25 protein-coding genes, 1 tRNA gene and 1 pseudogene are annotated in these 22,373 nt (G+C 67.0%); 11 read left to right on the forward strand and 16 right to left on the reverse strand.

Translation table 11 applies throughout. The features are described 5' to 3' along the window. Window positions 1-63: 63 nt before the first annotated feature. The 5 genes and pseudogenes from AB5J62_RS37475 (at window position 64) to AB5J62_RS37495 (ending at window position 3,566) form a co-directional block, all read left to right on the forward strand. A complete protein-coding gene (locus AB5J62_RS37475; protein WP_370944779.1) occupies window positions 64-723 on the forward strand; it encodes a glycosyltransferase family 2 protein in 660 nt (219 codons plus the stop codon). Further along, window positions 720-1,379, forward strand: a complete 660-nt coding sequence (locus tag AB5J62_RS37480; protein WP_370944780.1) for a DUF2064 domain-containing protein — start codon at window positions 720-722, stop codon at window positions 1,377-1,379. The genes AB5J62_RS37475 and AB5J62_RS37480 overlap by 4 nt, the downstream gene beginning before the upstream one ends. After that, window positions 1,376-2,011: a methyltransferase domain-containing protein gene (locus AB5J62_RS37485; protein ID WP_370944781.1), complete on the forward strand. Its 636-nt coding sequence runs from the start codon at window positions 1,376-1,378 to the stop codon at window positions 2,009-2,011. The genes AB5J62_RS37480 and AB5J62_RS37485 overlap by 4 nt, the downstream gene beginning before the upstream one ends. Then, window positions 2,008-3,111: pseudogene (locus AB5J62_RS37490) on the forward strand (molybdopterin-dependent oxidoreductase). The gene AB5J62_RS37485 and the pseudogene AB5J62_RS37490 overlap by 4 nt, the downstream one beginning before the upstream one ends. Beyond that, a complete protein-coding gene (locus AB5J62_RS37495; RefSeq protein ID WP_370944782.1) occupies window positions 3,108-3,566 on the forward strand; it encodes a hypothetical protein in 459 nt (152 codons plus the stop codon). The pseudogene AB5J62_RS37490 and the gene AB5J62_RS37495 overlap by 4 nt, the downstream one beginning before the upstream one ends. 6 nt (window positions 3,567-3,572) lie before the next feature. Here AB5J62_RS37495 and AB5J62_RS37500 read toward each other — a convergent pair whose 3' ends face one another. The 7 genes from AB5J62_RS37500 to AB5J62_RS37530 all read right to left on the reverse strand — a co-directional run bounded on the left by AB5J62_RS37500 (window position 3,573) and on the right by AB5J62_RS37530 (window position 10,333). Beyond that, window positions 3,573-4,940, reverse strand: coding sequence for a S1C family serine protease (locus AB5J62_RS37500; RefSeq protein WP_370944783.1), 1,368 nt, complete (start codon window positions 4,938-4,940; stop codon window positions 3,573-3,575). A gap of 57 nt (window positions 4,941-4,997) precedes the next feature. Then, on the reverse strand, window positions 4,998-6,074 hold the full coding sequence (gene galT, locus AB5J62_RS37505) for a galactose-1-phosphate uridylyltransferase (RefSeq protein WP_370944784.1): 1,077 nt from the start codon (window positions 6,072-6,074) through the stop codon (window positions 4,998-5,000). Further along, entirely contained in the window at window positions 6,071-6,865 is a 795-nt protein-coding gene (locus AB5J62_RS37510; protein WP_370944785.1) for a DeoR/GlpR family DNA-binding transcription regulator, read from the reverse strand. Before AB5J62_RS37510 ends, galT begins: the two co-directional genes overlap by 4 nt. A gap of 69 nt (window positions 6,866-6,934) precedes the next feature. Further along, window positions 6,935-8,329, reverse strand: a complete 1,395-nt coding sequence (locus AB5J62_RS37515; RefSeq protein ID WP_370944786.1) for an ATP-binding protein — start codon at window positions 8,327-8,329, stop codon at window positions 6,935-6,937. Then, window positions 8,326-9,018: a response regulator transcription factor gene (locus AB5J62_RS37520; RefSeq protein WP_370944787.1), complete on the reverse strand. Its 693-nt coding sequence runs from the start codon at window positions 9,016-9,018 to the stop codon at window positions 8,326-8,328. Before AB5J62_RS37520 ends, AB5J62_RS37515 begins: the two co-directional genes overlap by 4 nt. Before the next feature lie 52 nt (window positions 9,019-9,070). After that, window positions 9,071-9,679: a trimeric intracellular cation channel family protein gene (locus AB5J62_RS37525; RefSeq protein ID WP_370944788.1), complete on the reverse strand. Its 609-nt coding sequence runs from the start codon at window positions 9,677-9,679 to the stop codon at window positions 9,071-9,073. A gap of 3 nt (window positions 9,680-9,682) precedes the next feature. Next, on the reverse strand, window positions 9,683-10,333 hold the full coding sequence (locus AB5J62_RS37530; RefSeq protein ID WP_091290244.1) for a response regulator transcription factor: 651 nt from the start codon (window positions 10,331-10,333) through the stop codon (window positions 9,683-9,685). 181 nt (window positions 10,334-10,514) lie between these two features. Between AB5J62_RS37530 and AB5J62_RS37535 the strand changes: the two genes are divergently transcribed. The 4 genes from AB5J62_RS37535 to AB5J62_RS37550 all read left to right on the forward strand — a co-directional run bounded on the left by AB5J62_RS37535 (window position 10,515) and on the right by AB5J62_RS37550 (window position 13,495). Next, window positions 10,515-10,587: transfer RNA gene (locus tag AB5J62_RS37535), tRNA-Arg, on the forward strand. Between the two features lie 340 nt (window positions 10,588-10,927). Beyond that, a complete protein-coding gene (locus AB5J62_RS37540; protein ID WP_370944789.1) occupies window positions 10,928-11,530 on the forward strand; it encodes a hypothetical protein in 603 nt (200 codons plus the stop codon). Window positions 11,531-11,616: 86 nt separating this feature from the next. Beyond that, window positions 11,617-11,853 carry a helix-turn-helix domain-containing protein gene (locus AB5J62_RS37545; RefSeq protein WP_370944790.1) on the forward strand — a complete coding sequence of 79 codons (237 nt, stop codon included), beginning with the start codon at window positions 11,617-11,619 and terminating at the stop codon, window positions 11,851-11,853. A 478-nt stretch (window positions 11,854-12,331) separates the two neighbouring features. Beyond that, a complete protein-coding gene (locus AB5J62_RS37550; protein WP_370944791.1) occupies window positions 12,332-13,495 on the forward strand; it encodes a S8 family peptidase in 1,164 nt (387 codons plus the stop codon). A gap of 39 nt (window positions 13,496-13,534) precedes the next feature. Here the strand turns inward: AB5J62_RS37550 and AB5J62_RS37555 are convergent, their stop codons facing one another. From AB5J62_RS37555 to AB5J62_RS37575, 5 genes are all read right to left on the reverse strand, one after another. Then, window positions 13,535-14,200, reverse strand: a complete 666-nt coding sequence (locus AB5J62_RS37555; protein ID WP_370944792.1) for a hypothetical protein — start codon at window positions 14,198-14,200, stop codon at window positions 13,535-13,537. Beyond that, window positions 14,200-15,414, reverse strand: coding sequence for a hypothetical protein (locus AB5J62_RS37560; RefSeq protein ID WP_370944793.1), 1,215 nt, complete (start codon window positions 15,412-15,414; stop codon window positions 14,200-14,202). The genes AB5J62_RS37555 and AB5J62_RS37560 overlap by 1 nt, the downstream gene beginning before the upstream one ends. Beyond that, window positions 15,411-15,770, reverse strand: a complete 360-nt coding sequence (locus AB5J62_RS37565; protein WP_370944794.1) for an ESX-1 secretion-associated protein — start codon at window positions 15,768-15,770, stop codon at window positions 15,411-15,413. Before AB5J62_RS37565 ends, AB5J62_RS37560 begins: the two co-directional genes overlap by 4 nt. Beyond that, window positions 15,770-16,312, reverse strand: a complete 543-nt coding sequence (locus AB5J62_RS37570) for a YbaB/EbfC family nucleoid-associated protein (RefSeq protein ID WP_370950441.1) — start codon at window positions 16,310-16,312, stop codon at window positions 15,770-15,772. The genes AB5J62_RS37565 and AB5J62_RS37570 overlap by 1 nt, the downstream gene beginning before the upstream one ends. Before the next feature lie 112 nt (window positions 16,313-16,424). Further along, window positions 16,425-17,039, reverse strand: a complete 615-nt coding sequence (locus tag AB5J62_RS37575) for a helix-turn-helix transcriptional regulator (RefSeq protein WP_370950442.1) — start codon at window positions 17,037-17,039, stop codon at window positions 16,425-16,427. A gap of 172 nt (window positions 17,040-17,211) precedes the next feature. Between AB5J62_RS37575 and folE the strand changes: the two genes are divergently transcribed. After that, window positions 17,212-17,811, forward strand: a complete 600-nt coding sequence (gene folE / locus AB5J62_RS37580) for a GTP cyclohydrolase I FolE (protein ID WP_370944795.1) — start codon at window positions 17,212-17,214, stop codon at window positions 17,809-17,811. 69 nt (window positions 17,812-17,880) lie between these two features. Continuing rightward, complete coding sequence (locus tag AB5J62_RS37585; protein WP_370944796.1) at window positions 17,881-18,798, forward strand: RNA polymerase subunit sigma-70; 918 nt, start codon at window positions 17,881-17,883, stop codon at window positions 18,796-18,798. Here the strand turns inward: AB5J62_RS37585 and AB5J62_RS37590 are convergent. The 4 genes from AB5J62_RS37590 to AB5J62_RS37605 form a co-directional block, all read right to left on the reverse strand. Next, on the reverse strand, window positions 18,743-20,011 hold the full coding sequence (locus AB5J62_RS37590) for an RNA polymerase sigma factor (protein ID WP_370944797.1): 1,269 nt from the start codon (window positions 20,009-20,011) through the stop codon (window positions 18,743-18,745). The genes AB5J62_RS37585 and AB5J62_RS37590 overlap by 56 nt on opposite strands. Then, window positions 20,008-20,352: a YciI family protein gene (locus tag AB5J62_RS37595; protein WP_370944798.1), complete on the reverse strand. Its 345-nt coding sequence runs from the start codon at window positions 20,350-20,352 to the stop codon at window positions 20,008-20,010. Before AB5J62_RS37595 ends, AB5J62_RS37590 begins: the two co-directional genes overlap by 4 nt. A 127-nt stretch (window positions 20,353-20,479) precedes the next feature. Next, window positions 20,480-21,100, reverse strand: coding sequence for a hypothetical protein (locus tag AB5J62_RS37600; RefSeq protein ID WP_370950443.1), 621 nt, complete (start codon window positions 21,098-21,100; stop codon window positions 20,480-20,482). A 328-nt stretch (window positions 21,101-21,428) separates the two neighbouring features. Next, entirely contained in the window at window positions 21,429-22,334 is a 906-nt protein-coding gene (locus AB5J62_RS37605) for a helix-turn-helix transcriptional regulator (RefSeq protein WP_370944799.1), read from the reverse strand. Between the last annotated feature and the right edge of the window lie 39 nt (window positions 22,335-22,373).

Consider the following 22,373-nt stretch of genomic DNA (forward strand, 5'->3'; position numbering starts at 1 on the left):
GTCAGAATTCAGTAAGCAGCGTAAGGCTTTCTCAGTGTCCAAGGTGGACCTAGCGTTTTCCGGGTGACCGATGACCGGATAGACGTAGTGCTGCCTTGCCTCAACGAAGCCGGCGCTCTTCCCGACGTCCTGAACGCGCTGCCGCCCGGCTATCGGGCGATCGTCGTGGACAACGGGTCGACAGACGGTTCACCCCAGGTCGCCCAGAGGCTGGGCGCGCACGTGGTGCACGAGAAGCGACGCGGCTATGGCGCCGCCGTGCAAACCGGCCTGGAGAGCGCGACAGCGGACATCGTCTGTTTCGCCGACGCCGACGGATCGCTGAACCTCGCTGAGCTTCCCAAGCTCGTAGCCGCCTTGAGAGCTGGAGCCGATCTCGCCGTCGGACGCCGAGTGCCGACCAGCCGTGACGTGTGGCCATGGCACGCCCGCGCCGGGAACCTGGTCCTCGCTTCGTTGTTGCGTCACCGCGGGCTACCAGTCCGAGACATCGCCCCGCTGCGCGCGGCTCGTCGCGAACCGTTGCTCGATCTCGGCATCACGGACCGCGCTTTCGGCTATCCGCTCGAACTGCTCATCAGGGCCCAGCGCGCGGACTGGCAGGTCAGCGAATTCGACGTCAGCTACGGCGCACGTGCGAAAGGGACCAAATCCAAGGTCTCTGGATCCGTACGCGGCACCTTACGTGCCGTCCGCGACATGAGCCGGGTGCTGGCGCGATGAACTTCTGCCTGCTGATCGTCGCCAAAGCCCCGGTGCCGGGCTTCGCCAAGACCCGGCTGTGCCCACCCGCCTCGGGCGAGCAAGCCGCGAACATCGCCGCCTCCGCGTTGCTCGACACCATCGAAGCCGTGCTAGGCACGCCCAGAGCCATACCGGTCGTCGCATTGACGGGCGATCTTGCCGACGCGGCGAAGAGTTCCGAACTGTCCAGTGCACTACGTGAAACCACTGTCTTCGCTCAGCGTGGGTGGGATTTCGGGGCGAGGCTGGCGAACGCGCACGCTGACACCGCGGCGTTGTTCGCGGGCATGCCGGTTCTCCAGATCGGCATGGACACCCCTCAGGTAAGTCCGAATCTGCTCATGGCCGCCGCGGAACCGCTGCTGCACGAGGGCAGAGCGGCCACGCTTGGCCTCGCCGAGGACGGTGGCTGGTGGGCTCTCGGCTTGCGCGACCCCCGCAACGCGCATGTGCTCGCCGACGTACCGATGTCGCGCGACGACACCGGCAAGCTGACACTGCGCGCACTCGCCGGCCTCGATCCGAAACTGCTCAGCACACTGTCCGATGTAGACACAATGGCTGATGCCCGCCATGTCGCGTCGCTGCGTCCGGACAGCCGATTCGCACAGGCCGTTGCCGAGGTGGCCGCATGAATGTTTTGCACGGCAACGAGTTCGACGTCGGGCTGCTCGGCCACCGCTGCTGGCTGGAGCTGGCCAACGGCGAGCGTGTCGAACTCCCCGTCGATCGCTGGACGGCCGAACCGTGCGAAGGCGACGAGGTTCTCCTCAACGCCTGCGACGGCCCGACGCTCGACATCGGTTGCGGCCCCGGCAGGCTGACAGCCGCGCTGCTGGAACGCGGCGTGGTCGCGCTGGGCGTCGACAGCTCGCGAACCGCCGTCCGTCTCACGCACGCGCGCGGCGCGATCGCACTGCGCCGCGACGTCTTCGACCGTATCCCGGGGGAAGGCCGCTGGTCGCACGCACTGCTCGCCGACGGCAACATCGGCATCGGCGGCGACCCCGTCCGCCTGCTCGGTCGCGTCACCCAACTCCTCGCCCCCGGCGGCACTGCGCTCGTCGAGCTGGACCCGCCAGGACACGCGCTTCGTCACGAACGCGTCCGCCTGCACTCGCCGGCGGAGCGGACAGGTAAACCATGGTTCACCTGGTCCTGGGTCGGCACGGACAGCATCAGCGGTTTGGCTGCCCAAGTCGGGCTGCGCCTGTCCTGGACCGCCCAGCGCGGTCACCGTTGGTTCGCGGAGCTGGTGCGCCCATGAGAATGCCCAAGTTCGCCAGTGCCGCACATACGGAACGCGTGACCAGCCGCATCGGCTTGGCGCTGGCCATCACCTTCACCACATGTTTTCTCACCGGCCTGATCAGCCACCTCATCCAGCATCCTCCCGCCTGGTTTTGGTGGCCCAGCCGTCCATCCGGGCTCTACCGGGTGACGCAGGGTCTGCACGTGATTTCCGGGATCGCGTCGATTCCCTTGCTGTTGGCCAAATTGTGGAGCGTCTTCCCGAAGCTGTTCGAACGCCCGCTGATCAAGTCGTTGCCGCACGCCCTCGAGCGCGGCTCGATTCTCGTCCTGTCAGCATCGGCGTTCTTCGAACTCACCACCGGTTTGCTGAACATCGCCCAGAACTACCCGTGGAACTTCTACTTCCCGCAGATCCACTACGCGATCGCCTGGGTCGCGATCGGCTCGATCCTGGTGCACATCGCGGTCAAGATACCGATCCTGCGTCGCGCACTGACGAAGAACGCGCCCGAGCCCGATACAGCAACCGGCCTGTCCCGACGCGGTTTCCTGCGGACGACCTGGCTCGCCGCCGGTGTCTCCGTGGTCGCCACCGCGGGTGCCACAGTTCCCTTGCTCCGAGACATTTCGCCGCTCAAATGGCGTTCGGATGAAGGTTCGCAAGGCGTTCCGGTCAATCGGACCGCAGCAGGCGCGGGCATCACCGCGGTCACACCGGACTGGCGACTTCAGGTCGTCACACCAGCGGGCACGCGCGGCTTTTCGATCGACGAGCTTCGCGCTCTTCCCCAGACCACCGCGGAACTGCCCATCGCGTGCGTCGAGGGGTGAAGCCGGTCGGCCGTCTGGACCGGTGTGTCCTTTCCGGACCTCCTGCGCGCGGCGGGCGGGAAGCCCGGCATGCAGGTCGTCGTGACCTCAATGGAGAAGTCCGGCATCTACGCGACCAGCGTGCTGCCCGGTGAACACACCGCGGACGACATCACCTTGCTCGCGCTGAAACTCAACGGCGAGATTCTCGATCTCGACCACGGCTATCCCTGCCGGGTCATCGCCCCGAACCGGCCCGGCGTGCTGCAGACCAAGTGGGTCGCGAAACTGGAGGCGGCGTGAAACTGTTCCGCTTGCTGCTCGTCTTGCCGGGCTTGGCCGCGCTCGCCTGGGGCGCCGTCCTGATCTACGAGTTCGCCTTTCCGCTGTGGACGGGCGATCTCGTCGCGGCGGGCTGGCTGCTCGGCTTTCCGATCCTTCACGACGCGCTGATCGCACCTGTGGTCGGTGTCGTGGCCTTCGCGCTGAGCCGAGTGCTGCCGCAGCCGTGGAAGGCCCCGGTGATGGTCGGCGCCGTACTCACCGGAGTACTCGCGATCATCGCGTTCCCCCTGCTGTGGCGCACCTACGGGGCACCACCTCCGCCTGGCCCACGCGACAACCCCGAGCTGGGTCTGGTCATCTCACTGGCCGTCGTTTGGGTTGGTGTGACGACAAGCGGGCTCGTGCGCTATCTGCGGACAGATCGCGCACGAGCCCGTGCTGGTCTCGGCCGCCCTAAGCGGCCGAGCGTTTGAGAAGAACTACTTGGGTTCGATGTCCTTGCCGCCCAGGGTGATTTCGAGGACGCGCTGGTCTGCGGTGGTGAACTTGACCTTCTCGTTGGGCGCCCTGGTGCGCACCGCGGCGATGAGCGCGTCAGCGTCGTCGATCATCCGGTCGTCGATCTTGACGACCACGTCCCCGACCTTGAGACCGCCCTGCTCGGCGGGACTGCCGGGCTCGACACTGATGATCGAGGCGCCGCCTTGCTCGGCCGGCTTGACGCCGGCGCCGATGAAGGTCTGCTTGGCCTTGCCGGTCTTGATGATGTCGTCGGCCGTGCGGCGGGCCTGATCGATCGGGATCGCGAAGCCGATGCCGACGCTGCCGCTCTCGCTGCCCTGCTGGCCGCTGCTCCCGGCCGAGCGCGGGCTGTAGATCGCGGAGTTGATGCCGATGACCTGGCCCTGCATGTTCGCCAGCGGGCCACCGGAGTTGCCCGGGTTGATCGCCGCGTCGGTCTGCACCGCGTCCATGACCGTGGTCTGGTCGCCGCTGCTGCCGCCCGCCTGCACCGGCCGGTGCAGCGAGCTGACGATGCCCGAGGTCACGGTGCCCGCGAGCTCGAACGGTGAGCCGATGGCGACCACGCCCTGGCCGACCGCGAGGTCGTCCGAGCGGCCGAGTTCGACCGGGACGAGGTTGGCGACGCCGGTGGCCTTGACGACCGCGATGTCGGTCGTCGGGTCACGCCCGACGATCTGCGCGACCGCCTTCTTGCCGTCGCGGAACACGGCCTGGATCTGGCCGCCGTTCGCGGCGACCTCGACGACGTGGTTGTTGGTCAGGATGTAGCCGTCCGCGCTGAGCACGAAGCCGGAGCCTTCGCCGGCGCCGCGGCTGCCGGACACTTGAAGCTCGACGACGCTCGGCGAAAGCTTCTGAGCAACCGATTCAACCGAGCCAGCTGGCGCGTTACCGGTCTGCTTGGCGGGCTTCGGCGCGTCGAGCGCGTTGTAGCTCGAACCGGTGCCGCCGCCCCCGGCGAGGTATCCGCCGAGCGCCCCCGCTCCACCCCCGACCAGCAGAGCGAGGACGGCCACCCCGGCGACGAGCTTCCCCGCACCCGACTTCTTCGGCGCCTGCTGCTGCGGCGGTACCGCGTACACCGAGGTGTTCCCCTGCGGAACCTGGCCGTACGGCGCGGCGTGCTGGTATTGCTGCTGGTAAGGAGCCTGCTGCGGCTGCTGTTGCGGCGACCAGGGGCTTGGCGCGACGTAGACCTGCTCGCCACTGACCGCGGCGTTCCCCCGCGGCGGCGTGCTCGGCTCGTCGTGCGGAGCCGGGGTGACCGGCTGGCCGCTCTGCTCACCCGGCACCGGGTTGTTCTGGGGGTCGTTCTCGGTCATGTCTCTACCTTGCGGGATGGTCCTGAGAAAGTCCTGAGCCCCACCTGTGATTATGACTTAAGAACCGCGCAGCCTCTCGGCGATCTGCTCAGGGGTGGCGTCGTTGATCCACACGGCCATCCCGGATTCCGACCCGGCCAGGTACTTCAGCTTGTCCTTCGAGCGCAGCACGGAGAACAGCTCGAGGTGCAGCCAGCCGAGTTCGCGGTCCTGGTTGACCGGCGCCTGATGCCAGCCCGCGATGTAGGGCAGCGGCCTGCCGTACAAGGCGTCGCAGCGCTTGAGCACCTGCAGGTACACCTCGGCGAAGTCGTCTCGCTCGGCGTCGGTGAGCGCGGGGATGTCCGGCACCTGGCGGTGCGGCACGACCTGGACCTGCACCGGCCAGCGCGCCGCGGGCGGCACGAACGCGGTCCAGTGCTCACCTTCGGCGATGACCCGTATGCCGACCTTGCGCTCGGCGGCGAGCACGTCGCCCAGCACCGGACGGCCGTGCTCGGCCTCGTACGCGCGGGCGACCTCGATCATGCGCGCGGTCTTGGGCGTGACGAACGGGTACGCGTAGATCTGGCCATGCGGGTGATGCAGCGTGACGCCGATTTCCTCGCCGCGGTTCTCGAACGGGAAGACCTGCTCGACCCCGTCCAAACCCGACAGGAACTCGGTGCGGTCGGCCCACGCGTCGACCACGGTGCGCACCTTGCGCGGGCTCAGTCCGGCGAAGGAGCCGTTGTGCTCACTGGTGAAGCAGACGACCTCGCAACGGCCACGCCCCGGCGCGGTCGGCACCAGTCCCAGCCCGTCCACAGTGGATTCCTCGCCGACGACGCCCTGCGAGAACGACGGGAAACGGTTCTCGAACACCACCACGTCGTAGTCGGCGTCCGGGATCTCGCTCGGCTTGCCCGGCTTGCTCGGGCACAGCGGGCACAGGTCGGCGGGCGGCTTGTACGTGCGTGTCTGGCGATGCGCGGCCATCGCCACCCATTCGCCGGTCAGCGGGTCGCGCCGGATCTCCGAGGTCGCCGCGACCGGCGGCAGGTCACGCGTGTCGGCCGCGTTCCGCTCTGCGGGCGTCTCGTCGAAATAGATGATCTCGCGGCCATCGGCCAGCTGCCTGACGGTTTTCCTCACGCCTCTTCCGCCTCGGCGACCGTCTCCGCGATCATCAGTTCCCCCGCTTGTTCGGACAGCACTTCCCTGGCGTGCTCGGCCAGCCCGTCGTCGCTGACGACGACATCGGCCTCGTTCAGGTCGGCGATGGTGGAGATGCCCACCGTCCCCCATTTCGTGTGATCGGCGAGCACGACCAGCTTGCGGCCGGCCTCGACCAGCGCGCGGTCGGTCTCGCTCTCGGTCAGGTTCGGGGTGGTGAAGCCGGGGCCGTCGGCCATTCCGTGCACACCGAGGAAGACGACGTCGAGGTGGAGCGTGCGCAGGCTCTGCACGGCGACCGGCCCGACGAGCGCGTCGGACGGCGTGCGGACGCCACCTGTCAGCACGACCGTTCGTTCAGTTTGACTGGAGCCGCGGAGCACGTCCGCGACCTGGATCGAGTTCGTGACGATCGTCAGTCCCGGCACCGTGTCCAACGCCCTGGCCAGTGTCCACGTCGTCGTGCCCGCCGAGATGCCGATCGCGGTGCCCGGCCGCACGAGCCCGGCGGCGAGTTCGGCGATCGCTTCCTTTTGGACGCGCTGACGCACGGACTTCGCCTCGAAGCCGGGCTCATCCGTGCTCTTGCCGACGATCGAGGTCGCCCCGCCGTAGACCTTCTCGACGAGCCCGCGCCCCGCGAGCACGTCGAGGTCGCGGCGCACCGTCATGTCGGATACGCCGAGCCGCCCGACGAGCTCACTGACCCGGACCGCTCCGGTCCGCCGTGCCTCTTCGAGGATCATCGCCTGTCGCTGCCGCGCAAGCACTGTTTACTCCGTCCGCCGCGCCAACCACACAAAATCCTACACGATCAAACATGCGGAAGGCGCGGCAAGTCACCCGGGTGCCCCAGGCAGGCGCAGTGACATCAGCGCGCCGCCCTCGGGTGATCGGGCGGCGTACACGGTACCGCCGTGCCGCTCGGCGGCGTGCTTGACGATCGCGAGCCCGAGCCCGGAACCCGGCAGGGTACGGGCCTCTGACGAGCGGTAGAAGCGGTCGAAGACCTTCGGCAGGTCCTCGTCGGCGATGCCGGGTCCGGAGTCGGCGACCTCGAGAACGGCGCTGCCGTCACCGACGGCGAACAGCCGCACCTGAACGGACGATCCGGGCGGCGAGAATTTCACCGCGTTGTCCAGCAGGTTCAACACCGCGCGCTCAAGCGCACTGGAGTCACCACTGAGCACCCACGGCTGCAGGTCGACCGCGAAGTCGATCTCCCCGGCCCGCCGCCGTGCCCGGTCCAGCGCCCGTTCGACGACGTCGGCGAACTCGACACGCTCGAACTGCGCGTACGGCTCATCCTGGCGGGCGAGCTCGACCAGGTCACCGATCAGCTGGGTCAGTTCGTCGAGCTGACCGCGGATGTCGGCCTCGATCTCGGCGCGATCCTCGTCGGGCAACGTCCGCGCACCCGGCCTGCTCGCGCTCAGCAGCAGTTCGAGGTTCGTCCTGAGCGACGTCAACGGTGTGCGCAGCTCGTGGCCGGCGTCGGCGACGAGCTGGCGTTGCCGTTCCTGCGACTCGCTGACCGTCCCGAGCATCGTGTTGAAGCTGGTGGTCAGCCGCGCGAGCTCGTCGTCGCCACTCACCGGGATCGGCGTCAAATCACCCGTGCGGGTGACCCGTTCAGTCGCCTGCGTCAGCCTTTCGACCGGCGCGAGGCTTCCCCTGGCCACCGCCGTGCCCGCCGCGGCGGCGAGCAGGATCCCGGCACCACCGATCAAGAGCAGCACGACAGAGAGCTCGTTCAGCGTGCGCTTGGTCGACGCAAGCGATTGCGCCAGCACCATCGCGCTGCCGTGCCCGTTGGGAAGCGCGATGACCCGCGAATCCGTCCGCTGATCAGTGCGGATCGACTCGGCCGAAGTGCCCTGCGCGACAGCCAGTTCCGACGCACTCCACGGCGGCGGGTTGCCTGCCCTCGGGTAGATCAGCTGTCCACGGGGGTCGGATGTGATGCCGAGCTGTCCGATTTGGATGTCGATGCTCGACAGGAACGCGGCGGGGATCGACTGGATCCCCGATTCGACCACCGGCGAGTCCACCGCGTTCTGCGCCCTGGCACGCAGGTTGTCGTCGAGCTGCTGGTACAGGTTCTCCTTGACGGTGTAGTAGGCGCCGATCGAGGCCAGCGCGACCGCGCCGGCCACGCAGGCGGCGGCGAGCAGGGCGACCCTGCGACGCAGTGAGAACCGGGTGGGCTGTTTGGGGTCCGCCAGCTCGATCACGGAGGAGTCTCGCGCAGCACGTAGCCCACGCCGCGGACCGTGTGGATCAGCCTCGGCTCCCCCTCGGCCTCCGTCTTCCGGCGCAGATATCCCACGTAGACCTCCAACGCGTTGCCGGACGTCGGGAAGTCGTAGCCCCATACCTCCTCCAAGATCCGGCCCCTGGTGAGCACGTGTTTCGGGTAAGAAAGGAAGAGTTCGAGCAACGCGAACTCGGTGCGGGTCAGGCTGATCTCCCTGGTCCCGCGGCGCACCTCACGCGTCCCGGGATCGAGGGTCAGATCGCCGAACGTGAGCATTTCGCTGGCCTGGCCGGAGTCGGTGTCCGGCATGGCGCGGCGCAGCAGCGCGCGAAGCCTGGCGAGCAGCTCCTCCAGCGCGAACGGTTTCGGGAGGTAGTCGTCGGCGCCCGCGTCCAATCCGGACACCCGGTCCGAGACGGTGTCGCGCGCGGTGAGGACGAGGATCGGCAGGTCGTCGCCGGTGCTGCGCAGCCTGCGGGCGACCTCGAGGCCGTCCAGCCGGGGCATCATCACGTCGAGGACCATCGCGTCCGGTCTGCTCGCGATGATCGCTTCGAGCGCCTGCGCACCATCACTGGCCAGGTCGACCTTGTAGCCGTTGAACTCAAGGGAACGACGCAGGGACTCCCGAACGGCCCTGTCGTCGTCGACTACGAGAATGCGCATGGCTGTAGTTTTACCCAGCGTGCTGAGACGCGCCTAAGAACAAACACAGATTTCACGAAGCATCTTTCGCGACCGGCGCGTTCCACCGCCGCCAAAGAGCCAAAACCCGCAGCCCGACGACCACGGCGGCCGCCACGACAGTGGTCAAACCCGACGGCAGTCGCAGAATGTAACCGACCCCGACCAGCGTCGCACCGGCCAGCGCCGCCACCGCGTAGATCTCCCGCCGCAGCACCAGGGGGATTTCCCGCAGCAAGAGATCTCGCACGGCACCGCCGCCGATACCCGAAGTCATCCCGATCAGGCACGCCGCGTACACGGGCGCCCCGTAGTTCAGCGCCGTCGTCGTACCCGCGGTCGCGAAAACCCCCAGCCCGAGCGCGTCGGCGAGCAGCACACCCCGGCGCAGCCGTGCCACTTGCGGGTGAAACACGAACACGATGAGCGCGGTCGCGGCACAGGTCGCCAGGTACGGCCAGTTCCGCAGCGAGGTCGGCGGATGGATCCCGAGCATCACGTCCCGCATGACCCCGCCCCCGAGCGCCGTCGTGAGTCCCACGACGACGACCCCGAAGACATCCAGCCGAGCCCTGACCGCCGCCAACGCCCCCGACGCCGCGAACGCGACCAACCCCAGGAACTCCAGCGCCGTGAGCAGCACTTGTCAACCGAGTAGGCCGCCGCGATAAGCAAGCAGCGCGGCTTGCACGCGGTTGGCGGCCCCGATCTTCGACAGCACGGCGGACACGTAACCCTTGACCGTCGCTTCGGACAGGTGCAGCTGCCCGCCGATCTCGGCGTTCGACAGTCCTTGACCGATCAACCCGACAACTTCACGTTCCCGCTCGGACAGCGACGCGAGCAATTTCCTCGCGGGTTGAGCGGCGCGTTGCTCATCCCGATGAGCGCTGACCATCCTCGCCGCCACGCCAGGGTCGAGCACGGCGCCGCCCCTGGCCAGATCCCGGACCGCCCTCAGCAGCGCGGCCGGATCGATGTCCTTGAGCAGGAACCCGTTCGCCCCGAGCCGCAGCGCGAGACTCACGTACTCATCGATGTCAAAGGTGGTCAGCATGGCCACGGTCGGCGGATCAGGCAGCGCGAGGATCGCCCGCAGCGCCCGGATGCCGTCGTCAGGGGCCCGCATCTTGATGTCGAGCAACGCCACATCAGGGTGATACCGCCGAGCAGCCTCGACCGCGGATCTCCCGTCACTCGCTTCGCCCACGATCTCGATGTCGGGCGCACCCGACATCATCGCGCGCAGCCCTGAGCGAACCAGTTCCTCGTCGTCCGCGAACATGAGCTTGATCAACGAAGCCCTCCGGCGTCCGGTGGCGCGGGTCTCCCGCAACCGTTAAGGAAGGCTACCTACTGGCACCGGGAGTTTCGAAACGAGACACCTTCACGTGCTGCGCTGAGACCTCACCGAGACGTCACACACCCGGTGCGTGTCCGGCCGGGCCTGGGCCGGTAGGGTGGGGGTGCACGTCCCCGCCCTCGTAGCTCAGGGGATAGAGCACCGCTCTCCTAAAGCGGGTGTCGCAGGTTCGAATCCTGCCGGGGGCACTTACCCGATCAAAGGCTTCGCCGCCTGGTTCTCTTCCTCCCGCGAGGCTTCTGTTTGGACGGCGGTCACGACGGCGTAGAGCCTCAGTCCCATTCGCAGCTCCACGTCGGCCGGTCCCCCGACCGACACCATTGCCAGCTCCTGCGAGTGACGCTCCCCCGGGCAAAAAATACGGCCCGTATCACCGACCGGACATCGAGTCACACTTTTAGTGAACCATCTAGCAAAACGACTGCGTTCAATGGTTACTTGGGGAAGTAAGGCCTCGACCCTGGAGAACGAATGCACCCTCACCGGTCACTGAATGTACCGCCGGCTTCCCTACTCAAGTATCCCGATGTGTTCGACGCACTTGAGACCGAACTCGCACCGGACGACTGCAGGATTGCCGTACCGACTTCGCAGCTCACCGTGCATTGTGTCCGCATCATCATTCAAGATCGCGCCACCCCTGATCCGATCTGCGACTCGCTTTGGGCGGCACTCATACGCCGAGCACAAACAGAGCGATGTCCGGGGGAAAAGAACTTGATCTGGATCATGCTGCCACGCTTGCGCGGTATCGCGAACCGTTTGTACCGCACATGGCAGATCGACATACAGGACATTCGATCCGAGGTCATCACCGCGTTCATCGAAACCGGTCGTCACGCTGACCCGGAGCAGCCCAGCCTGGGCAAACGCCTGTGGTGGAGCACCTACAGCCTCGCGCGCCAAGCTTGCTGGCAGGCGACACGCGACGTGGTTCACGAAGACGTCGAGTCGCTCATGATACGACGCCATGGCACCTCAGAACCCACGTTCTCGAGCACGCCATACGAGGGCACTCGAGACCGGGCCGCCGTCGAAGGTGAACGCCTCGGTGCTCTCGCAAGTCGTTTGGGGTTGCGAAAAGTGATCAACGACGGCCACAACTCCACCGAGCCGAGGACGGCAGCATGACGTACCCACAGGTCGCGTCCCAGCGACGAGGCAGCGCTCTCGTTCGGCCGTCCAGCCGAGCACGGGACACAATGACGTTCCCCGAGTTGTTCAAGCTGCCGGCCACCGTCGATCTGGCCACAGCAGCCAAAGCATTGGGAATCCATGTGAACACCGCTTACAAGCTGGTCAAACGCGACGCTTTCCCGTGCCAGGTCATACGAGTCGGCCACCAGCACCGCGTTCCAACAAGGGCGCTCTTGCGAGCACTGAATATCGAGGAGATACCAGTTCAATTCGACGACGTCAGCAGAGGCACGGACTTGGTCATCGATGTCAGATAGCCACCGGTGAATGCCACGCATTTGCACCGCGGACGACACGACGAACTGGCTCAATAGCTTCCGCGACACAAGGTCGAGTCAACGCACCTTCGCTTCTAAACTGACTACTCTCGACATCTAATACACCGCCTCTGGCTCATGGCCCTCGAACAGCAGACATCATGAGCCAGAGGCGATCCTCACCCGTTGCCGAAATTTTGGCTCGCCGTGCAACGTTGTGGCCGAGGCCTGAACTCTCGTGGTTCCATTCGTGATTTCGCATGTCATGGGCGGTTGCGGGCTGAATCGGGACCCCGGCTCGGATGGGGGCAGACGATCGTCGTTCGATCGGCCAAATGGCGTATTTCGGACATACCAAACGCTCAATAACCTCGAACGGCGTGGGGCTTCCGCGAACGGCGCCCCGCACGGCCGGGCGCCCCCGATCCTCGCCGCATGTGGTTGCCGGCCGATCCCTGCGAACGACAGGACGAGACGCATGCGCAAAGTACGTTGGGTGACTGCCGCGAGCGTGGTCGCGCTGGCGACCGGGCTGACGACGACGCCGGCTCAGGCCGCCGAAGGGCAGATCTTGGCCGCTGGGTCGCCTGAGGCGATCGCCGGCAGCTACATCGTCAAGCTCAAGGACGACACCGACGCGAACAAGATCGCGACGAAGTTCGGCGCGAAGGTCGAACGGACCTACCAGAGCGCGCTCAAGGGGTTCGCGGGGACGCTCACCGAAAGGCAGGCCAAGCGGCTGGCCGCGGATCCGGGCGTCGAGTACGTCGAGCAGAACCAGGTCTTCCATGCCGAGACGACGCAGCCGAATCCGCCGTCGTGGGGGCTGGACCGGGTGGACCAGCGGAATCTGCCGCTGAGCAAGAGCTACAACTACACCTCGACCGGGGCCGGGGTGAACGTCTACGTCATCGACACCGGGCTGCGGGTCACGCACACCACGTTCGGCGGGCGGGCCAAGAACGGCTACGACTTCGTGGACAACGACGCTGTCGCGCAGGATGGCAACGGGCACGGTACGCATGTGGCCGGGACGATCGCCGGTTCGCAGTACGGGATCGCCAAGGCGGCGACCGTGTACGGCGTTCGGGTGCTGAACAACGCGGGCAGCGGGTCGACGGCCGGGGTGGTCGCGGGCATCGACTGGGTGACCAAGAACGCCGTCAAGCCCGCCGCCGCGAACATGAGCCTGGGTGGTGGGGCTTCGACGACGCTGGACGCGGCCGTGCGGCGGTCGATCGCGGCCGGGATCACCTATGGGCTGGCCGCCGGGAATTCCAACACGAACGCCGGCAGCACCTCGCCCGCGCGGGTGACCGAGGCGATCACCGTGGGGTCGACCACCAACACCGACGCGCGGTCCAGTTTCTCGAATTATGGGCCGGTCGTGGACATTTTCGCCCCTGGTACCGGAATCACCTCGTCGTGGGGCACCGGTGACACGGCCACGAACACGATCAGCGGGACGTCGATGGCGACTCCGCATGTCGTCGGGGTCGTCGCGCGCTACCTGCAGAACAACAAGACCGCCACGCCCGCGCAGGTGCAGTCCGCGCTGATCGCCGCCGCCACCGCGGGCAAGGTGACCGGCCTGCCCTCCGGGACGGCGAACCGCCTGCTCTACATGGACCCGGCTCAGTAACGCGAGAATCCGGCCCCGGGCGCGAAAGCCCGGGGCCGGTCAGCGCACCACGTGCAGCGGCAACGCGGTCGCGACGTCGGTCAGGAAATCGAGCGTGCTCATCAGCTGGTGCTCGTCCAGGAAATCGTTCGTCTCGATCGAGAGCATGCCCGCCGCCGCACGGAATGGGTTGAAGCGGCGGTGGTTGTCGGCGAACCAGGCTTGGAACTCCGGCGTCAGCTCGGCCTCGGAATCGATGGCCTTCGTCTTCGTCGGGTAATGCAGTGTGCTGTATTCGATCGTGGCGTCCGGGAGTGGCTGGGAGACGTGGACGATCACGGCCGAACGGACCGTGTCGCCCACCGGATTCCCGTTGGCGTCACGGGATCCGCGGTCTCGGGGTGAGACGTACTCGTAGGCCGTGAACGGGAAACCGTGGTACGTGCCTTCGAGGCCGGTGCCGATGTATTCGCCGGCGGCGCGATACGGCGTCGTCGCGTAGTCGCGAACTTCCCTGCCGTCGCCGGGGAAACGGGACTTCTCGAGCGCGAAGTGCTCAGGCGGGTACTCCTGGAAGAGGTTCCAGCCGTTGGCACGCGCCAAATCCGCCGCGCCCGACCGTTGGAAGCCGCTGCTGCGCACGTTCTTGCGGAACAGCTTGAACAGCACGACGGCCATCACCACGACGAAGATCAGGCCGGCTATGCCGCTCGCGTCCCAGTACATCAGAAGTCCAGGTTCTCCGAATTTTCCTCGCGGGACTGGTCGTCCCCGATGTCACCGTAGTCGCCGGCCTTCTCGGCTCCGCTTTCGTACTCGCTGGCCTTGCGGCCGACGCTGATCCCGGTCTTGGTCCACTCCTTGCCACCTGACGGCGGCTTGATCCCGCCGGTCTTGCCGTCGACGAAGTCGCCGAGCCCCGCGGCGTCCGCGGCCGCCTTCTTCGCCGTGGTACCAAAGGACTTGCCCGCGCCGGCGGTGACGCGCTTGCCGATCATGCCGTCTTCCGCGTTGTACAGCTCTTCGCCCAGCGAAGCGCGTTTGCCCGCTTCCTTGGCGGCGTTGACCTCCAGCTTGGCCATGCCGGCCTGAAGCTTCTTGGTGTCCATGATCTTCTTGAAGTTCGTCTTCCAGTCGGTGAAGAACTTCTTCAGATTCTGCAACAGTTCCTGGATCTTGTTCAGCAGCTGCTGGAGCTTGCTGACCTGCTTGGTCGCCTTCGCGCCGGTCTGCGCGCCCTTGGCGGTGGTCGCGGTGCCCGCCGCCGCGGTCGAGCCGCCGAAGGTGGGCACGGCGGCCGCGAGCGCGGGGATCCAGATCATGATCAGCCAGGTGATGAACTCGGTGAGCAGCGCTTTGATGAACTCCTCGATGACCGTCATGATCATGCTGGAGATCTGCAGCAGCTTCGCGATGTCGCCTGCCTGCCCGGCGATGCCGTCGATCCCGGAGGAGAACTCGGCGAGCTTCTTGCCCGCGGCTTCGGCGGCCGGGCCTTTCCAGTCCGCCAGCGACGAGATCGCGTCTTCGGCGAACTTCTTGCTGTATTCGGCGAGTCCGGTGCCGATGTTGCCGAAGTTCTCGGCCGCCTCCGCGAGCGCGGGGCCGTCGCCGCTGACGAAGTGGATCGCGTCCTGCACTGGCTGGACGACGGCGATCAGGAAGTTCAGGCCCTGCCCGACCAGCCAGCCGATCGGGTCGGTCGCGATGTCCTTGACGTCCATGCACGAGCTGACAAAACCCGCGCCCGACGACGCGATCGTCTGGATCTCGCTGCCTTCGACCTTGCCGTCCTTGGTCGCGTCGGTGACGTCCTTGAACACCGACGCGCCCGAACCCAGCGGGCCTGGCAGTGAAGTCGCGATCTTGTCCGTGTTGATGAAGCCGGAGTCGGTCGTCTTGATGCTGATGCCGGTCTTCTCGCCGGTGGTCTCGGTCATTTCGCGGGCCCGATCTTCGGCGTGCGGCTCTTCGCGGGCGCCTCGAGCAGGCGCAGGATGTCGTTGAGCGCGCCAACACTGTCGTCTTCGTGCGCCTGGTAAGCGTTCGCGGCGCCGTTCAGCTTTTCCGAAGCGGCTTCGAGGCCAGCGGACATCTCGCCGAGCAAGTCGTTGAGCTCGGTGAGCATCTCGGTGTACTTGCCTTTGACGAAGATGCCGACGACGCCCCAGGACTTGTCACCGACGTCGGACTGCTTGACCAGACCGGCGATCTCGCGGGGAATCGCCATGTCCCCGTTCAGTTTCCCCGAGTACTTGCGCAGCTCGTCGATGACGACTGCGTGGCCATCCGGCATCAGTGATCCTCCTCGTCGAACAGGTTCTTCAGGAACGAATCACCCGCCGAGCCACTGCCGCCGGAATACGGCGGCGGCTGCGGGGTGTCATCGGCACGCCGCAGCACCGTCTGCTCGGAGAAGTCGTCGGACCGCGGCGGCGCCGCTGGTGCTTCGTCTCGCAGGTTCGACTTCAGTTCGTCCACTGTGGTTCCCAACGCCTCGGCTTGAACCTCGAGAACCTGGTCGACCAGGTCCAGCGCGCCGTTGGTGTGCTCGTCGACGATGACCGCCTGCTTGCGCGCGGCCTCGGCGACGGCACGCTGCAGCGTCGCCATCACCACCGCGCCCAGGCCGGGGTTGTCGGCGAAGCGGATCTCCTTGATGGAACCGCCGACGCCGGCCACCACGGTCACCGCCCGGTCAGGGGAGGACGCGGTCGCTTCCAGCTCGGCGAGCTCGGCCTGCATGCCGCCGAGGTCGGCGAAGGGCTCCTCGACGTGCTTGAGCTTGGACTGGAACTGCTCGAACTGCGCCACGAGCTGGTCGAACTCGGCCGACACGATGCCTCCCATTACTGCTTTCGGACTACGCGGGTCATGATGGCGCATTTCTCACGGCCTTGCTGGTGAGCTGGCGAATCTTCTTCGAGATGAGGTGGTTTGCCCGGCTGCGCTAGGCGCGCAGCTCCACGCAGCACTCGCCGGAACGCGGGCTCAGCACAGCCTCGGCGGGTGCTTCGAGCGCGCCCAGCAACCCGGCGAGAAACGCTTGGTTGATCCCGCAGACCAAGGCAGGCGCCTTGGCCGCCATGGGATGGAACGGGCAATTGCGCAGCCGCAAGCAGGTCGGCGCCTCCCTGGCCGGCTCGAACCCGGCCCGTTGCAGGATCCCGGCCGCGACGGTCAGCGCGCGTTCGGCGCCCAGCCGTCCGGTGCGCAAACGTTCGCGTTCGGTCTCGCCGAGCGCCGAACCCCGGGCGTAGGCGCAGCGCAGCGCGGCGTCGCGGGCGGTCTCGCCTTCGCGTTCGGTGAGCACGGCGTCCAGCAGGATGTCGGCGAGCACGTCGTGCTGGCGGGCCGGGATGCTGATCCGGATGTCGGCTTCCGACGGCCGGTAGACCTTCGGCGCGCGCCCGACCTTGCCGACCGGCTCGTAGCCGGATCGCAGCACGCCCGCCTCGACGAGCTTGTCCAGGTGGAACGCGGCGAGCTTGCGTGAGATGCCCACCGAGGCCGCCGCCTCGTCGCGCGTGACCGGCCGCCGCGCCTGCCGGATGAACGCGTACATCCCGTGACGCAGGTCATCGTCCAGCGCGGCGACGGCCCTGATCTGCGCTTGGGGGTCGTCCGTCACCCGCCCACGATAACGCCAACGCCTATTGCCGCAAGCGAGAACCTTGACTGGTTACGCAAATAAGACCAAGATTCGTTGGCGAAACCAGGTCACGGAGGAGACGGTCATGCACGCAAGCTCGGCACTGCGCGTCATCCATGAACCCGACGCGGGCGTGGACCTCGCCGCCGCCGAACTGGCCGCGGCCGCGTTCCTGCAGGCACTGGGCATCTCGACCGAGTCGGAGAGCCTCCAAGGCACGCCCCGGCGGATGGCGAAGGCGTACGCCGAGCTGTTCACGCCCCGGCCGTTCGACCTGACCACGTTTCCCAACGAGGAAGGCTACGACGAGCTGGTCCTCGCACGTGCCATCCCGGTGCGCTCGGTCTGCGAGCACCACCTGCTGCCGTTCGTCGGCGTCGCGCACGTCGGCTATCTGCCGGGCGAGCGGATACTCGGCCTGTCGAAGCTGGCCAGGGTGGTCGAGCATTTCGCATGCCGTCCGCAGGTGCAGGAGCGGCTGACGAAGCAGGTCGCCGACTGGCTGAACACCCAGCTCTCCCCCAAGGGCGTCGGCGTGGTCATCGAGGCCGAGCACTGCTGCATGACGCTGCGCGGTGTGCAGGCCGTCGGGTCGAGCACGGTCACCTCGACGATGCTCGGGTCGCTGCGGTCCGACCCGCGCTCGCGGCAGGAGTTCTTCGCGCTGACCGGGGTGAACGCGTAGCACCGATGAGTTCCGGGGCGCGGTGACGTTCTACTGTGCATGAACCGCACAGACACTTCTGGACTGGCCATGCAGGATGAAGCCACCTTCGCCGCGCTCGTCGGGCGTCACCGGCGTGAGCTCCACGTGCACTGCTACCGCATGCTCGGCTCGTTCACCGACGCCGACGACCTGGTGCAGGAGACCTTCCTGCGCGCGTGGAGCAAGCGCGAGACGTTCGACGGCGACGCCTTCCGCGCGTGGCTGTACCGGATCGCGACCAACGCGTGCCTCGACTTCCTCCGCCGGACCTCGCGGCAGGTGACCAGGCTGACCTCGTTCGCCGAGGTGTCCTGGCTCCAGCCGTATCCGGACCGGCTGCTGGACGAGATCGAGCAGCCGGACGCGGTGGCCGTCGCGCGCGAGACGATCGAGCTGGCGTTCCTGGCCGCCATCCAGCTTCTGCCGCCGAAGCAACGGGCTACGCTGATCCTGCGTGACGTGCTCGGCTGGTCCGCCACCGAGACCGCGGAAACCCTCGCACTCAGCGTGGCCTCGGCCAACAGTGCGCTCCAGCGCGCGAGGGCCACGATGCGCGAAGAACTGCCCGCACGACGGCTCGACTGGACCTCGAACGAAGCCAGCGCCGAGGAGATGGCCACGCTCAAGCGTTTCGTGACCGCGCACGTCGAGTCCGACTGGGCCGCGCTCGCCACCTTGGTCAGCGAGGACGTCCGGGTCACCATGCCGCCGCATCCGGTCTGTTTCGACGGCCGCGACGCGCTTTCCGGGCTCGGCGAAGAAGCCGAGCGCATGGGCGACTGGAAGCGCGTGCTCACCACGGCCAACCGGATGCCCGCCGCCGTCGGCTACGTCAAACGGCCGGGCGACACCGAGTACCACGCCTGGATGATCGACGTGCTGCGCGTCGAAAACGGCCGCATCGCCGAGATCACGACTTTTCCGCCGGGCCTCCTTCCCGCGTTCGGGCTGTCCGCGACGCTGTGAGCCTGCCGGTCAGGAACACGCGCTCGGCCTCGTTCTCGGTGAGGTCGAGCGCGGCCTGATAGGCGTCGGCCGCTTCGGCGTGCCTGCCGAGCCTGCGCAGGAAATCGGCTTTCGCGGCGGGAAGGTACCGATAACCGGCCAGCCTGCTGTCCGCTTCCAGCTCCGCGATCGCGGCGAGCCCGTCGGCCGGACCGTCCACCATGGACACGGCGACCGCGCGGTTGAGCGCGACGACCGGGGACGGCCAGATCTTGAGCAACGCGTCGTACAGCGTGACTATCTGGGACCAATCGGTCTCCGCGAAGCTCGGCGCTTCCGCGTGCAGCGCGGCGATCGCGGCCTGCAGCCCGAACCGGCCTGCGTTCCCGCCACGCAGCGCGCCGACGACCAGGTCGTGGCTCGCCGCGATGGCCTCGCGGTCCCACAACGACCGGTCTTGTTCCTCCAGCAGGAGCAGGCGGCCGTCGGCGTCGGTCCGCGTCGCGCGGCGGGCGTCGGTGACCATCAGCAACGCGAGCAGCCCGCGCACCTCGCGCTCGTCCGGCATCAGCGTGTGCAGCACCCGCGCCAGCTCCAGCGCGCGCTCGACCAGGTCGTTGCGGACGAGCCGGTCACCGGTGGGCGCGGTGTGCCCGGTCGTGTAGAGCAGGTGGACGACGGTGAGCACGGCGTCGAGCCGGTCCGGCAGCTCACTGGCCGACGGCACCCGGTACGGGATGCCGGCGGCGGTGATCTTCTTCTTGGCCCTGGTCACTCGCGCGGCCATCGTCGAATCGGTGACGAGGAACGCCTTCGCGATCTCGTCGGTGGTCACGCCGCACACCAGCCGCAGGGTGAGCGCGATCTGCGCCTCCCGTGCCAGCGCCGGATGGCAGCAGGTGAAGATCAGCCGGAGCCGGTCGTCCGGCACCGCGTATTCGGTGGGAATGTCCATCTCGGACTCTTCCGGCTCGATGAGCAGTGGCAGTTTCTTCTTGAGCGTCTGGTCGCGCCGCAGCACGTCCAGCGCCCGGCGGCGGGCCGCGGTGGTCAGCCACGCCCCGGTGCTCTTCGGCACGCCATCGCGTTCCCAGGCGTCCAGCGCCGACAAATAGGCGTCTTGGACGCATTCCTCGGCCAGGTCGAAGTCGCGCGTGACGCGCGCCGTCGCGGCGAGCACGAATGTCCACTCGCGACGGTGCGCGTCCGCGACCGCGGCCTCGGCGAGACTCACGGCCTGAGTTCGAGACCCAGCAACGGCCGCACCTCGACCCCGCCACGCCAGGTCGCCGGGTTGAGCCTGGCCATCGACAGCGCGTGGTCCAGATCGCGCGCTTCGAGGACGTACAGGCCGGCGATGACCTCCTTGGCTTCGATGAACGGCCCGTCGGTGATGACGTCGCCCCGGATCGACGTCGCCGTGGTGCTCGCCTGCAGCGCCACGCCCGCGCGGATCGACCCGCCCAGCTCCTTCACCTGGTTCTCGTGGTTCATGTGAGCTTCGAGCTCTTCCGGCGGGACGTCCGCGTCGTCGCCGGGAGCGGGCGAATAGAGCAGTACGGCGTACTGGGGCATCTGATCGGCCTTTCTGTTGATCTCTTTCCTACAGGGAAGCACCGACAGGTTCCTTCCGCGCAGGAGTCCCTTCACCCCTACGACGAACGGCCGGAACCGGATTCGACAGCCTCCCGCGGGAAAGTTCTCAGCCGACCGCCGAACTCGGCGGCCGGAGCCGGATCAGCGGCCGCCGCCGCCGGAAATCACCCGCCGTCGGCTGCCTCGGCACCGCGGCGGGCAGCCGCAGCCAGCCGCGGTGGTACTGACCGGCGACCTTGACCTGCACCGACGGCTGGAAGTCGTGCTGGTCGATGCCGTCGTAGCCGTGCCGGACGATCGAGAGATAGATGTTGTCCGAAACGACCACCGTCAGCGGATCGGCCGACTTCTTCAGCGCCTGTTTCACCTGCGGCGCGTCGAGCAACCGGAAGGCCACGTCGAGCGTCTCACCGAACCAGCCCTGCCGGTCACGGTGCACCTCGCCCGCGTGCAGCACCGCCCTCATCCGGAGCCGCATCTCGGGGTAGTCGAGCATGTGCTCGGTCAACAGCGCGCTGAGCGTCGGGATGAGATGACTGAGGAACACCGTCTTCGGCACCTCGTCGACGGGCTGGATCAACGCCAGCACCCCGTCACCCCGGTCGATCAGCGGCTCGCGGAACGCCTCGGCGATCCCCGACTCGGCCATGCTCCGCTCGAGCAGGTCGTACATGACCGCGCGCAGCCCGCCCTTGGTCACATTGTTCTGTGTGGTCGAACCTTCCATGTCCACCGCGAAAACGGTGCGGTGCCTGGGTGGACAGGGAAGCGGGACGCTCACGGCGCCCGCCTGAGACAGGATTTCATGGTGTACCTCCCCGCAAACCAAACGCGAATACCGTAACGACTTTGCAGATGCCCTTGCGTGCCAACGGTTTCACGTCGACACCCAAAGACCGGCTCCTTCATTGGAGTGACCGGGGTCGGCAAGGCGGTTCGGCAGCGGTACGGTAGCCCGTACGGCATCGACTCCCTGCCGCATGCACGCGGGTCGGACGAGTTGCCTCCGGGGCGGCTTCTGTTGCAGCAGGAGCCGCCCTTTTCATTCGCTCATCTCATGAGCTTTCCCCTAACTCAGCCAAGATCTTGTCGATCAGCTTCACGCTGTCGTCCTCCGCCAGCGCGAGCCCTTCGAGTTCGTCGAAGATCCTCATGTAGTCCTTCGTCTGGTCGGTGAACTCCTCGACGAGGATGTCCTGATCCGGGATCTCGAGCAGCAGCACGACGTCGTTCTCGATCTCCGACAGCCGGAAGAGAACGAAGGAGCTGGCCAGTCCCTTGTGCGGCCCCGCGGAGAACGGGACCACCCGGACGTCGATATTCGACAGCGCGGCCACCTCCTTCAACCGGAGCAGCTGCCCGCGCATCACCTCCACGCTCCCCATCGTGCGGCGCAACACCGCCTCATCCATGATGAAGACCATTTCCGGACCGTCGGGCGCGATGAGCTCCTGACGACGCATGCGGACCGCCGTGCCGCGCTCGACCCGTTCCGGCTCAGCGTGGTACTGGCTCATCAGCGCGGTGGTGTATTCCTGCGTCTGGAGCAGACCGGGGATGACCCGTCCCTGGAACTGCTTGACCTCGACCGCCGACGCCTCCAGCCCCAGGAAGTTCAGGAACTGCTGGCCGTAGATGTCCCGGTAAGCCTGCCACCAGGCGGGCTTCTTGCCCGCGCGAGCCAGCTCCACCAGCGCTTCAACCCGATCGGCATCGGTGATCCGGTAGTGGAGAAGAAGGGCTTTGAGGTCCGTGATCGAAATCCCCACCACCCCCTTCTCGATACGGATCAGCTTCGAAGAGGACCAATCGAGGGCATCGGCGACATCGCGCTGCGTGAGACCTAGCTGCTCACGCTCCTGCTTCAGGACGGCCCGCAGGCGTCGAAGCTGGCCGACGGGGGTTTCACCCCTGGTCATCATGTTCCTCCTCGTTGAGTGGCAGATCGCAATCTGCCACATGGCACTATGGTAGCGCGCAGCGGGGCATAAGGCACATCG

It is taken from the genome of Amycolatopsis sp. cg5 (assembly GCF_041346955.1).
Lineage (GTDB): Bacteria > Actinomycetota > Actinomycetes > Mycobacteriales > Pseudonocardiaceae > Amycolatopsis.

Bases quoted from the DNA above. Each gene is read 5' to 3' on its own strand.
- AB5J62_RS37600 (WP_370950443.1), bottom strand. From the start codon at position 21,100: ATGGAAGGTTCGACCACACAGAACAATGTGACCAAGGGCGGGCTGCGC.
- folE (WP_370944795.1), top strand. From the start codon at position 17,212: ATGCACGCAAGCTCGGCACTGCGCGTCATCCATGAACCCGACGCGGGC.
- AB5J62_RS37605 (WP_370944799.1), bottom strand. From the start codon at position 22,334: ATGTGGCAGATTGCGATCTGCCACTCAACGAGGAGGAACATGATGACC.
- AB5J62_RS37555 (WP_370944792.1), bottom strand. From the start codon at position 14,200: ATGTACTGGGACGCGAGCGGCATAGCCGGCCTGATCTTCGTCGTGGTG.
- AB5J62_RS37550 (WP_370944791.1), top strand. From the start codon at position 12,332: ATGCGCAAAGTACGTTGGGTGACTGCCGCGAGCGTGGTCGCGCTGGCG.
- AB5J62_RS37585 (WP_370944796.1), top strand. From the start codon at position 17,881: ATGCAGGATGAAGCCACCTTCGCCGCGCTCGTCGGGCGTCACCGGCGT.
- AB5J62_RS37500 (WP_370944783.1), bottom strand. From the start codon at position 4,940: ATGACCGAGAACGACCCCCAGAACAACCCGGTGCCGGGTGAGCAGAGC.
- AB5J62_RS37560 (WP_370944793.1), bottom strand. From the start codon at position 15,414: ATGACCGAGACCACCGGCGAGAAGACCGGCATCAGCATCAAGACGACC.
- AB5J62_RS37595 (WP_370944798.1), bottom strand. From the start codon at position 20,352: ATGCCCCAGTACGCCGTACTGCTCTATTCGCCCGCTCCCGGCGACGAC.
- AB5J62_RS37480 (WP_370944780.1), top strand. From the start codon at position 720: ATGAACTTCTGCCTGCTGATCGTCGCCAAAGCCCCGGTGCCGGGCTTC.
- AB5J62_RS37520 (WP_370944787.1), bottom strand. From the start codon at position 9,018: ATGCGCATTCTCGTAGTCGACGACGACAGGGCCGTTCGGGAGTCCCTG.
- AB5J62_RS37575 (WP_370950442.1), bottom strand. From the start codon at position 17,039: ATGTACGCGTTCATCCGGCAGGCGCGGCGGCCGGTCACGCGCGACGAG.
- AB5J62_RS37485 (WP_370944781.1), top strand. From the start codon at position 1,376: ATGAATGTTTTGCACGGCAACGAGTTCGACGTCGGGCTGCTCGGCCAC.
- AB5J62_RS37565 (WP_370944794.1), bottom strand. From the start codon at position 15,770: ATGCCGGATGGCCACGCAGTCGTCATCGACGAGCTGCGCAAGTACTCG.